Annotated in this window: 11 protein-coding genes; 3 read left to right on the top strand and 8 right to left on the bottom strand. The window is 38.8% G+C overall.

What is annotated here, in order from left to right; genetic code table 11:
- Nucleotides 1-105: 105 nt before the first annotated feature.
- The 3 genes from BAQ44_RS07375 to BAQ44_RS07365 all read left to right on the top strand — a co-directional run bounded on the left by BAQ44_RS07375 (nt 106) and on the right by BAQ44_RS07365 (nt 2,613).
- Entirely contained in the window at nt 106-1,491 is a 1,386-nt protein-coding gene (locus BAQ44_RS07375; protein WP_071721367.1) for a hypothetical protein, read from the top strand.
- A 167-nt stretch (nt 1,492-1,658) separates the two neighbouring features.
- Entirely contained in the window at nt 1,659-1,913 is a 255-nt protein-coding gene (locus BAQ44_RS07370; RefSeq protein ID WP_025689243.1) for a YbeF family protein, read from the top strand.
- Between the two features lie 22 nt (nt 1,914-1,935).
- Nucleotides 1,936-2,613, top strand: coding sequence for an HAD family hydrolase (locus tag BAQ44_RS07365; RefSeq protein ID WP_071721366.1), 678 nt, complete (start codon nt 1,936-1,938; stop codon nt 2,611-2,613).
- A gap of 39 nt (nt 2,614-2,652) precedes the next feature.
- Here the strand turns inward: BAQ44_RS07365 and pyrE are convergent, their stop codons facing one another.
- Genes pyrE through pyrB form a run of 8 tightly spaced genes read right to left on the bottom strand, consistent with a single transcriptional unit; the run spans nt 2,653 to nt 12,166 of the window.
- On the bottom strand, nt 2,653-3,285 hold the full coding sequence (gene pyrE, locus BAQ44_RS07360; RefSeq protein ID WP_071721363.1) for an orotate phosphoribosyltransferase: 633 nt from the start codon (nt 3,283-3,285) through the stop codon (nt 2,653-2,655).
- Nucleotides 3,282-3,998, bottom strand: coding sequence for an orotidine-5'-phosphate decarboxylase (gene pyrF, locus BAQ44_RS07355; protein WP_000083496.1), 717 nt, complete (start codon nt 3,996-3,998; stop codon nt 3,282-3,284). The genes pyrE and pyrF overlap by 4 nt, the downstream gene beginning before the upstream one ends.
- Entirely contained in the window at nt 3,983-4,912 is a 930-nt protein-coding gene (gene pyrD / locus BAQ44_RS07350; RefSeq protein WP_071721361.1) for a dihydroorotate oxidase B catalytic subunit, read from the bottom strand. Before pyrD ends, pyrF begins: the two co-directional genes overlap by 16 nt.
- A complete protein-coding gene (gene pyrK, locus BAQ44_RS07345; protein WP_061678233.1) occupies nt 4,909-5,688 on the bottom strand; it encodes a dihydroorotate oxidase B electron transfer subunit in 780 nt (259 codons plus the stop codon). Before pyrK ends, pyrD begins: the two co-directional genes overlap by 4 nt.
- Nucleotides 5,685-8,903: a carbamoyl-phosphate synthase large subunit gene (gene carB / locus BAQ44_RS07340; protein ID WP_061678234.1), complete on the bottom strand. Its 3,219-nt coding sequence runs from the start codon at nt 8,901-8,903 to the stop codon at nt 5,685-5,687. Before carB ends, pyrK begins: the two co-directional genes overlap by 4 nt.
- Entirely contained in the window at nt 8,888-9,985 is a 1,098-nt protein-coding gene (locus BAQ44_RS07335; protein WP_000828668.1) for a carbamoyl phosphate synthase small subunit, read from the bottom strand. The genes carB and BAQ44_RS07335 overlap by 16 nt, the downstream gene beginning before the upstream one ends.
- The gene (pyrC, locus tag BAQ44_RS07330) at nt 9,982-11,268 is read right to left on the bottom strand and encodes a dihydroorotase (RefSeq protein ID WP_063260445.1); all 1,287 of its coding nucleotides are present in this window, start codon (nt 11,266-11,268) and stop codon (nt 9,982-9,984) included. Before pyrC ends, BAQ44_RS07335 begins: the two co-directional genes overlap by 4 nt.
- Nucleotides 11,252-12,166 carry an aspartate carbamoyltransferase gene (pyrB, locus tag BAQ44_RS07325; protein WP_071721358.1) on the bottom strand — a complete coding sequence of 305 codons (915 nt, stop codon included), beginning with the start codon at nt 12,164-12,166 and terminating at the stop codon, nt 11,252-11,254. The genes pyrC and pyrB overlap by 17 nt, the downstream gene beginning before the upstream one ends.
- Between the last annotated feature and the right edge of the window lie 131 nt (nt 12,167-12,297).

Here is a 12,297-nt window from a genome sequence, read left to right as displayed (position 1 = left end):
TACCATTACAGTACATGAAATTTCACTTTTTCTTTTTCCTATACTCACATACTTTCACTGCTTTCATACAATAAACTACACGAATGCCTAAAGGATGTGAATGTTATGGGAGTTGAATTAACGCTGTTACACGCTCTCTATATTCTTTGTTTACTCACTATTATCGCCTTTTTTATTCTCCGGAAAGATACGACGATTATTTGTATCGTTTTTATCTTTTTATTAGCATTAACCGCTACAAGTTCTATCCCTCTTGCCATTAGCGGTATTTTTCAAAGTTTCATTTACGCTATTACTGAGCTATTACCAACTATATTAATCATCTCCATTATCGTATCAATAAGCAATCTACTCGTTCATACAGGCATAAATGATACGATGATTTCACCATTTACAAAAATGATTCGTACCCCTACCCTCGCCTACTGGATTATCGGCCTTTTGATGATGACAATTTCTTTCTTCTTTTGGCCTTCCCCAGCTGTCGCTTTAATGGGAGCTATTTTATTACCCGTCGCTGTACGCGTCGGTCTTCCGCCAATTGGAGTTGCCATTGCTATGAACTTATTCGGACACGGCATCGCCTTATCTGGTGACTTCGTTATTCAAGGTGCACCGAAATTAACAGCGGATGCTGCTGGTCTTCCTGTTTCCAGCGTTGTTTCTGCCAGTGTTCCCCTCGTAATCGTTATGGGCATTGTGACAACTTCCGTCGCATTTTTCTTCTTACGAAAAGAATTTCATACAGGCTTATCTATACAAGAATCTATTCCATCAACTGAGTCTTCTAAAACTCTCACTTCATTATCTTCTCGGACAAAAAAATGGCTCGCTATTTGCATTCCGATCGTATATGCCATCGATATCCTTTGCATGATTCAATTTAAATTACAAGGAAGCGACGCAACTGCACTTATCGGCGGGACAACTGTTATTATGATTATCATCATTTCCCTTATCGCCTACAAAGGTAATGGACTAAATAAAACGACCGATTATTTTATAGAAGGGCTCCAGTTTGGATTTAAAATCTTTGGTCCAGTTATCCCAATTGCTGCACTCTTTTATTTAGGAGATAGCGGGTTTGTGAAAATTATTGGGGACTATTTACCGAAAGGTTCACATGGAATCATTAACGACTTAGGGATCGCCTTATCTCAAACTGTCCCTTTAAACCAATATGTATCAGCGGGAACATTAACGATCGTTGGTGTCATAACAGGCTTAGATGGATCTGGCTTTTCTGGTATATCACTTGCTGGTTCGATTGCCAATCTTTTCGGAACAGCACTTGGGCATGGAACAGCTACCTTAACAGCACTTGGGCAAATTGCTGCAATCTGGACCGGAGGCGGGACTTTAATTCCTTGGGCGCTTATTCCTGCCGCTGCCATTTGTAAAGTGGATCCGTTTGAACTTGCACGCCGAAACTTTTTACCAGTTGTGATTGGCTTAATTGTCACCACCATCGTTGCGATGTTTATCCTATAACATAAGCAAGTGTTCTCTTGCTTATGTTTTTTCATTGTAAAATTCATCATGAATTGTTGGCTTTCAAAAGGGATTATGTATATGTTAGCGAAGTTATATTAGGAGAGTATTTATTTCAAAACGTTTACGAGAAACAGATTACTTCCATTCGCAAAGGGGACATAACTATGAATGAATTGATTTTCGTCTTATTAATTTGTCCATTACTTATCTTTATCGTTTCTGTTATTGGAACACGCAAGACGAAAACGTATTACGTCATGCCGATTGTAACGTTTGCTAGTTTTTTAATAATAGGTGTTATCGCCTTTACTCCAAAATTTTTCTTTTGGGTTGGCATGTACAGCATCTTCTCATTTATTGTTTCTTATATGACGCTATTGTTTGTGAAAGGATATGAGGTTGCGGAAAACGCTAAATAGTTATTAACGAGGAGATTGTCATATGATTTTTTTTGATATCGACGGAACTTTACTTGATTATGAGACCGCGGAAAGAAATGGTATTATAGATTTCTTTCAAGTATATAGTACTATTTTTTCAGATAATGAATTAGAGGCCATGAAAGTCTGGCATGAATTATCCGAAGAATATTTCAACAAATTTTTATCCAAAGAATTATCTTTTCAAGAACAACAAGGGATGCGAATGTATCATTTATTTAAAACATATGGATTAAACTTATCACCCGAGGAATCTCAGCACAGATTCAATCAATATATAGAACTATATAAGAACAACTGGACCTTGTTTGAAGATGTACACTATACATTACAGACCTTGCAGCATGGTGGACACTCATTAGGTATCATTAGTAATGGTGACTATGAACAACAAGTCGAAAAATTAACCGCTCTAAACATTCTACAATATTTCAAATGCATATTTACTTCTAGTGAAATTGGTATATCGAAACCAAACCCTGAAATTTTTCAAAGAGCTGTATTACAATCGAATCTTGAAATGAAAGATTGCTATTATATTGGCGATCGATTAGAAACAGATGCAATTAGTAGTACAGCAGCTGGAATGCAAGGGGTATGGTTAAATCGGGATAACTTGCAACTCAATTGTGATGTTCCTACTATCTGTTCTTTACATGAATTTTTAACAATAATATAAAAAAACGACCGCGTTCCCCCGCGGTCGTTTTTTTTCGTGTTACGCTGTGATCCAAGCTTCGTTAGCTGGATTTTTACGCCACTCTTGTAATTTTTTCGTTTCACCTTGTCCGATCATACCTTTTTCTGCTGCTACTTCAGTTAATGCACTGTAGTCGCTTAAAGAATATGATGCTACGTTAGCTGATTCTAGTTTTTCTTTTCCTGCTTCTAGCTCGTATGTGAAGATTGATACGATTCCTAATACTTCACAGCCAGCTTCGCGAAGTGCTTCTACACATGTAATTGCACTACCGCCAGTTGAAATTAGGTCCTCTACTACTACTACTTTTTGACCTTTTTCAGCTTTTCCTTCGATTTGGTTCCCTTTACCGTGACCTTTTGCTTTACTACGTACGTAGCACATTGGTAAATCCATACGATCACTTACCCATGCAGCGTGCGCAATACCAGCAGTTGCTGTTCCTGCAATAACTTCTACAGTTGGGAAGTGCTCTTTAATTAACTCTTCTAATCCAGCTGCAATTGCTTGACGTACTTTTGGATAAGATAAAGTTAAACGGTTATCACAATAAATTGGTGATTTCATACCTGAAGACCAAGTGAATGGATCATTCGGTTGTAAAAATACTGCTCCAATTTCTAATAAATGCGATGCGATTTCTTTTTTCATACTGTTACACCTTCCCACTGTTGTTTTACTGTTTTATACGCTTCAAGCGGATTTTCTGCTTTTGTAATACTACGTCCAACTACGATGTAGCTTGAGCCAAGTTCCCTCGCACGTTTCGGTGTTGCTACGCGCACCTGGTCATTTACATCATCGCTTGCAAGACGAATCCCCGGTGTTACTGTTACAAATTCATTTCCGCATACTTCACGTAATTTTGGAACTTCAAGTGTTGAACAAACAACGCCATCAAGTCCACTTTCTTTCGTTAGTTTTGCATAATGAGCAACCGCTTCTTCTAACGTTTTCTCAATGCCGATCTCTTTTTTCATCATAGCTTCCGAAGTGCTTGTTAGTTGTGTAACTGCAATACAAATCGGTCTCTCTTTTCCTTCTTGCTTACCTTCCTCTAATCCCTCAATCGCAGCTTTCATCATACTGCTTCCCCCAGCAGCATGAACATTTACCATATCAACATCTAGACTAGCTAGGCTACGCATAGCGCTTTTTACTGTATTCGGAATATCATGAAGTTTTAAATCTAGAAAGATCTTATGTCCTTTTTCTTTTAAGTACGTAATAATCGCAGGACCTTCTTTATAAAATAACTCCATACCAACTTTGACAAATAACTCTTCCCCTTCAAAGTGGCGCAAGAATTGTTCTACATCTTGTTTCCCTGGAAAATCTAGTGCAACGATTAACGACTGTGACATGTTTGCTTCCAGCTCCTTCCTTGACATTCCGAAATGTGATCAAATCCTAATTCATCTAATAGTCTTGGTAACTCTTCAATAATTGTTGGACATACGAACGGATCGATAAAGTTCGCTGTACCTACTGCAACTGCGCTTGCGCCAGCGTAGAAGAATTCAATTACATCTTCCGCTGTTTCAATACCACCCATTCCGATAATTGGAATGTTAACCGCTTTGCTTACTTCATGTACCATACGAATCGCTACTGGCTTAATCGCAGGACCTGATAATCCGCCTGTACGGTTTGCTAAAATTGGTTTAGCTGTTTTTAAATCTAGACGCATACCAAGCAATGTATTAATCATCGTTAAACCGTCTGCACCTGCATTTTCAATCGCTTTTGCAATTTCCACAATGTTTGCCACGTTCGGTGACAACTTCACGTATACAGGTACTTCAGAAACCTCTTTTACTCGCTTCGTTAAATCAGCAGCAATTTCAGGATTTGTACCAAAGGCGATACCACCTGTTTTTACGTTCGGACAAGAAATATTTAATTCTAGTGCGTGGACATTAGGCGCTTTAGAAATTTCCTTTGCAACCGCTACGTAATCCTCAGCTTGTGAGCCTGCAACGTTCGCAATGATTGGAAGATCAAATTGTTCTAACCATGGTAATTCAGAATTCATTACTTTTTCTAACCCTGGGTTTTGAAGTCCGATTGCATTTAACATGCCGCCCGGTGTTTCAGCAACACGAGGCGTCGGATTTCCATAACGTGGTTGTTCTGTCGTCGCTTTGATCATGATTGATCCTAGTACACTTAAATCGTAAAACTGTGCATATTCACGACCAAATCCAAAGCATCCAGATGCCGGTATAATTGGATTTTTTAATGATAATCCCGGTAATTCAACTTGCAATCTGTTCATAGTACAACCTCCCCGATTGGAAATACTGGTCCGTCGCTACACACCTTCTTGTAAGAATGTCCACTTGGATCTTCTTGTAAGTGGCATACACATGCGAAACAAGCTCCAATACCACAGCCCATACGTTCTTCTAAAGAAATATAAGCTTTTTTCTCTTTGTAACGTCCTTCTAATGCACGAAGCATCGCTAACGGACCACATGAATAAAGAATATCAAAGTCAATTCCGTAATTATCAATTACATCTGTGACAAATCCTTTTGTGCCGTGTGTACCGTCTACTGTCGCAACGTACGTATCACCAAGTTCTGCAAATTTCTCTTCATAGAAAACGACATCTTTCGTTTGAAAACCTAAGATGTGAATTACGCGTACACCTTTTGCAACAAGGCGCTGTGATAATTCATAAAGTGGTGGTACGCCAATCCCCCCGCCGACTAGTAAAGCTGTTTGACCAGCTTCTGCTTCTTCTACAGGAAAACCGTGTCCTAGTGGTCCTAGTACGTCTACCATTTCACCTTTTTTTCTAGTTGCTAATGTTTTTGTCCCTTGTCCTTCTGCACGATATAGCATTGTAAATTCGTTCTTCTCTTGATCTACATTACAAATACTAATCGGGCGGCGCAGAAGGGGCGCAATGCCCTCTGCTACCTTAATGTGTACAAACTGCCCTGGTTCGTTCATTTGCTGTACTAACGTTCCTTGAAGCACTAATTCGTAAATGTTTTTTGCGATTTCTTTTTGATTAACGACGATCATATTTTGCTTTTGCATCATGCATGTACCACCTCGTGACGCTTTGTTTGCGTAATTTCTTTCATTGAATGAGCTGAGAATGTCATAGATTCTAGTACTCGTAAGATTGCTCTCGTTGTATCAAGTGATGTTAAGCAAGCCACACCATTTTCTACTGATTCACGGCGAATGCGGAAACCATCACGCGCTGGTTGTTTGCCTTTTGTTAATGTATTGATTACAAACTGCGCTTTTCCTTGACGGATAATGTCTAGTAAGTTGTAGTCTTCAGAATCAATTTTGTTTACAACTTGTACTGGAATGTTTTGCTCTGCTAACGATTGTGCTGTTCCAGCTGTTGCTAATAAGTTATAGCCGATTTCATGGAAACGTTTTGCAATTTCCATCGCCTCTTCTTTATCTTTATCCGCTACAGTAATGATTACTGATCCGTGCGTTGGAATGTTAATTCCAGAAGCAACTAACCCTTTGTATAATGCTTTTTCAAGTGTTAAGTCTTTCCCCATTACTTCCCCTGTTGACTTCATTTCAGGTCCTAATGTTGTATCAACTGAACGTAGTTTCGCAAATGAGAATACCGGTGCTTTTACATACACTTCTTTCTCTTCTGGGTGATAACCAGTTCCGTATCCTTGTTCTACAAGATTTTGACCTAAAATAACTTTCGTTGCAACATTCGCCATCGGTACACCTGTAATTTTACTTAAGAATGGTACTGTACGGCTCGCACGTGGGTTTACTTCAATTACATACACTTGATCTTCAAATACTACAAACTGGATATTTAGTAATCCAACAATATTTAAACCTTTTCCAAGTGCAATTGTATGTTCAATAATTTGTTCTTTCAGTTTTGCAGATAAGCTTTGCGGTGGATATACTCCGATTGAGTCACCAGAGTGAACTCCAGCGCGTTCAATATGTTCCATAATACCTGGAATGAATACATTCTCACCGTCTGAAATTGCATCTACTTCAATTTCTTTACCAACCATGTAACGATCGATTAATACTGGGTGATCAGCGTGAACTTTAACCGCATTTTTCATGTAGTGCAGCAGTTCTTCTTGACGATATACGATTTCCATCGCACGTCCACCTAGTACGTAAGATGGTCTTACTAATACTGGGTAACCAATTTTGTCAGCGATTGCTACTGCTTGCTCTACAGTCGTTGCTGTTTTACCAACTGGTTGCGGGATACCAAGCTGTGTTAGAGCTGCTTCAAACTTATCACGATCTTCTGCACGGTCTAAATCTTCAAGTGATGTTCCTAAGATTTTCACACCGTGAGCTTCTAATTTAGCCGCTAAGTTAATCGCCGTTTGTCCACCGAATTGGACGATAACACCTTCTGGCTTTTCTAAATCGATAATGTGCATTACATCTTCGATTGTTAATGGTTCAAAGTATAATTTGTCAGAAATACTGAAGTCTGTTGAAACTGTTTCTGGGTTATTATTAACAATGATTGCCTCATATCCAGCTTCTTTAATTGCCCATACAGAGTGAACTGTTGCATAGTCAAACTCAACACCTTGACCGATACGGATTGGACCAGACCCTAGTACGACAACACTCTTACGATCTGTTCTAACCGATTCATTCTCGTCACCATATGTGCTGTAGTAGTATGGTGTTGCAGATTCAAACTCTGCCGCACAAGTATCTACCATTTTATAAATAGGAGTTATATTGCTTTCTTTACGCATATCGTAAATTTCACGCTCTGTTTTGTTCCAAGCTGCTGCAATGTAGTGATCACTGAAGCCCATTTCTTTCGCAGATTGTAGTACTTCCATATTTCCTACATTTGCTTTTACTTCGCGTTCCATATTTACGATGTTTTCAACTTTTTGTAAGAAGAAGAAGTCCATTTCACACCAATCGTTGATTTCTTCTTTCGTTACACCTTGACGAATTGCTTCTGCTACAATAAACAGTCGCTCATCATCAGCTTTTATAATGCGTTTTTTCATTGTCTCTTTATCAAGCTCTTTTAAATGCGCTAACTCTAAGTGATAAACGCCAAGTTCTAAAGAACGGATCGCTTTTAATAATGATTGCTCTAGGTTACGTCCGATTGACATAACTTCACCAGTTGCTTTCATCTGCGTTCCAAGCGTTCTATTTGCTGATTCAAACTTATCAAATGGCCAGCGCGGAATTTTTGAAACAACATAGTCTAATGCTGGTTCGAAACAAGCGTATGTTTTTTGTGTTACTGGATTTATAATTTCATCTAATGTTAAACCGACTGCAATTTTTGCCGCTAGCTTTGCAATTGGATATCCAGTTGCTTTAGATGCTAGTGCAGATGAACGACTTACACGTGGGTTTACTTCGATTACATAGTATTGGAAGCTATGTGGATCAAGTGCAAGCTGAACGTTACATCCACCTTCAATTCCTAATGCACGAATAATTCGTAATGAAGTGTTTCGTAACATTTGATATTCACGGTCACTTAATGTTTGGCTCGGTGCCACAACGATAGAATCACCTGTGTGAACTCCAACTGGATCGATATTTTCCATGTTACATACTACAATCGCGTTATCATTTGAATCACGCATTACTTCATATTCAATTTCCTTACAACCAGCAATACTCTTTTCTAATAAACATTGTGTTACTGGACTATGTTTTAATCCACCTGATACGATTTCAATTAGTTCTTCTTCATTACTACAGATTCCGCCACCTGTTCCCCCCATTGTAAATGCTGGGCGAACAATAACTGGATATCCAATTTCTTTTACAAATTCATGTGCTTCTTCTAGCGTATGGATAATGGTACTAGATGGAATTGGTTCATTTAATTCCTGCATTAATGTACGGAATAAATCACGATCCTCCGCTTGCTCAATTGCTGATAATTTTGTTCCTAAAATTTCAACTCCGCACTCTTCAAGTATGCCTGATTTCGCAAGTTCAACAGCCATATTCAGGCCTGTTTGACCACCTAATGTTGGTAAGATTGCATCTGGACGTTCTTTACGAATGATTCGGCTTACGAATTCTAATGTTAAAGGCTCAATGTATACTTTATCTGCTGTTGCAGTATCTGTCATAATTGTTGCTGGGTTAGAGTTAACAAGGATTACTTTGTAACCTTCTTCTCTAAGAGATTGACAAGCTTGTGTACCAGAGTAGTCAAACTCTGCTGCTTGCCCAATTACAATTGGTCCTGATCCGATTACTAAAATTGTGTTAATGTCTAGGCGTTTTGGCATAACTCTTCCCCTTCTTTCTTGAAGTTTTCAATCATTGCTAAGAAATCTTCGAATAAATCATTTGCATCTTCTGGTCCTGCTGAAGCTTCTGGATGGTATTGTACTGTAAATGCTGGGAACTTCGTATGACGAAGACCTTCTACTGTTCCATCATTTAAAGCGACATGTGTAATTTCAAGTTCTGTATTTTTAACTGATTCTTCTTCTACTGCGTAACCATGGTTTTGAGATGTAATTGCTACTTTTCCAGTTGCAAGATGTTTTACTGGATGATTTAAACCACGGTGACCGAATTTTAACTTACTTGTATTCGCACCAGATGCTAGAGCGAACAATTGATGTCCTAGGCAAATTCCGAATAAAGGAACTTTACCGATAATGTCTTTTAACATTTCAATTGCTTCTGGTACATCTTTTGGATCCCCAGGTCCGTTACTTAACATAATTCCATCTGGGCTAAGGCGTAAAATCTCTTCTGCTGTTGTATTGTAAGGTACTACAATTACATCACAATCACGTTTATTTAATTCTCTTAAAATACCATGTTTCATTCCGAAGTCTACAAGTACAACTCGGTGTCCACGGCCTGGGCTTGGGTATGGATCTTTCGTTGATACGCGTTTCACGTGATCTGTAAATACTGTCGCTTTTAATTGGCTCACGATGTATTCTACATCTGCATCCATGTTACATAGACGCCCACGTAATGTACCGTATTGACGAATTTTTCTCGTTAATTTTCTCGTATCAATTCCTGCTAAGCCTGGGATATTTCTTTCTTTTAAGTAATCATTTAACGAAATTTCATTACGGAAGTTTGATGGGTGATCACAAATTTCGTTTACGATTAAACCATTTACAGATGGATGAATCGATTCAAAATCGTCACGGTTGATGCCGTAGTTTCCGATTAATGGGTACGTGAATGTTACGATTTGACCGCAATATGATGGATCAGATAATGTTTCTTGATATCCAGTCATTCCTGTTGTAAATACAACCTCACCTGACTTTTCGATTTCTCCTCCGAAACCTTTTCCAATTAATACTGTTCCATCTTCTAAGATAAGTTGTCTTTTCATACTAATGCACTCTCCTTTTGCCATGCGATCTTACCACCAACGATTGTCATTACCGGCCATCCTTGGCATTTCCAACCTGCGAATGGTGTATTTTTTCCTTTTGATAAGAATGTTGTTGGGTCAATCTCTTCTTCTTGTTCTAAATCAATGATTGTAATATCAGCTGTTCTGCCTTCTTTCAGGCGACCTGCTTCTAAGCCGAATGTATCAGCTGGCTTTTCTGTTAAGAATTGAATTAACTGTTCTAATGTAATAATTTCTTTTTTCACAAGGTTTGTGTATAAAAGTGGGAATGCTGTTTCAAAACCAGTAATTCCGAATGGTGCTCTTTCAATTCCTTGTGCTTTCTCTTCCGCTGTATGCGGTGCATGATCAGTTGCGATCATATCGATTGTTCCATCTAGTAAACCTTCAATTAATGCTGCGTGATCTTCTTTTCCACGAAGCGGTGGGTTCATTTTAAAGTTAGGATCAGCTGATGGGATATCATCTTCACATAACACTAGATGGTGAGGTGTTACTTCTGCTGTTACTTTAATTCCAGCGCGTTTCGCATCACGGATTACACGTACAGATCCTTTCGTACTTACGTGACATACGTGATAGTGACAATCTGCCGCTTCAGCTAGCAGTATATCCCTTGCAATATGTACAGATTCACATACTGATGGGATACCGTTTAATCCGTGTTTCTCAGAAAACTTCCCTTCATGTACACAACCTTTATTAATAAGAGTATTCTCTTCACAGTGCGCAACCACTGCCATATTTAATTTCGCTGCACGCTTCATAGCAGCTAACATCATGCTAGCATCTTGTACGCCTACACCGTCATCAGTGAAAGCAAATGCTCCAAGTTCTTTTAACGTCTCGAAATCTGTCATTTCAGAACCCGCTTGGCGTACTGTAATTGCTCCGTATGGTAGTACGTTGACATGCGCTTTTTCTTTAATACGATTTTGCAAGTCTTCCATATGTTCTCTGCAATCTGGTACTGGGCGTGTATTTGGCATTGCACAAATTGTAGTGAATCCACCTTTTGCCGCTGCTAGTGTACCTGTTTCAATTGTTTCTTTATGTTCACCACCTGGTTCACGAAGATGTACGTGTACATCTACTAATCCAGGTGCGATTAACTTTCCGTTCACTTCGATTACTTCAGCATTATCTGCCGTAATATTTTCTGCTACCTTAGCGATTTTACCGTCTTGTACGAGAAGATCTGTTGCTACGATTTTTCCTTCTTCATTCATATAACGACCATTTTTAAACAAGTAATTCATGTTTCATTCCTCCTAATACATTTGGTAAGGCGCGTTTTAGTACAGCCATTCTTACGTAAACTCCATTTTCCATTTGTTTAAATATGCGTGAACGCTCACACTCAACAAGTTCACTTGCAATTTCAACATCACGGTTTACAGGAGCTGGATGCATAATAATGCTTCCTTCTTTCATACGCTTTTCTCTTTCCACTGTTAATCCGTGTTTCTCATGATACTCTTTCATAATGTCTGTTTCATAATGATCATGACGCTCATGTTGTACACGAAGTAACATCATTACATCCACTTCTGGAACAAGTTCATCTAATGGTTTGTATGTTCCAAATGTGCTGTCTTCATCTTTCCACTCTTCTGGACTTGCAAAGTAAATTGTTGCACCCAGTTTCGTTAATGCTTCTGCATTAGAACGTGCTACTCGGCTATGACGAACATCTCCTACTATCGCAATCTTTAATCCTTCAAATCTTCCAAACTCTTGTTTAATTGTAAGAAGATCGAGTAGGCACTGCGTTGGGTGGTTTCCACATCCATCTCCAGCGTTTAAGATTGGGATATTTACCTGATCTTTCAGTTCATCGAAGTAGCGATCTTTCTCATGGCGGACGATTACCGCTTTTGTTCCGATTGATTCTAGTGTTCTTATCGTATCGTATAAAGTTTCTCCTTTTTGTACGCTAGATGCATCAGCTGAAAAGTTTAAAACTTCAAGTCCTAATCTCTTCTCAGCAACTTCAAAGCTAAATCTCGTTCTCGTACTATTCTCAAAGAACAAGTTCGCAACAAAAGTTTGCTCTGTCGTTTTGCTCTCTTTTCCATTCGCGAAATCTTCTGCGTCTTTTAGGATTTCTGAAATTTCTACTTCCGATAATTCACTCATCGTTAACAAATGGCTCATCGTCATCCCTCATCTTTCTGATTTTTATGTTACCACTTTTGTATATTTATAACAACCTTTGTATAAAAATACCCTAGTCATGTGAGACTAGGGTGCAAGAAAGAAGCCACCCTTTCCGGTCTCACAGGACT

The sequence above is a fragment of the Bacillus mobilis genome (assembly GCF_001884045.1).
Lineage (GTDB): Bacteria > Bacillota > Bacilli > Bacillales > Bacillaceae_G > Bacillus_A > Bacillus_A mobilis.
The sequence above is the reverse complement of the archived record's forward strand: the minus strand, read 5'-3'. Positions and strand labels throughout refer to the sequence as shown.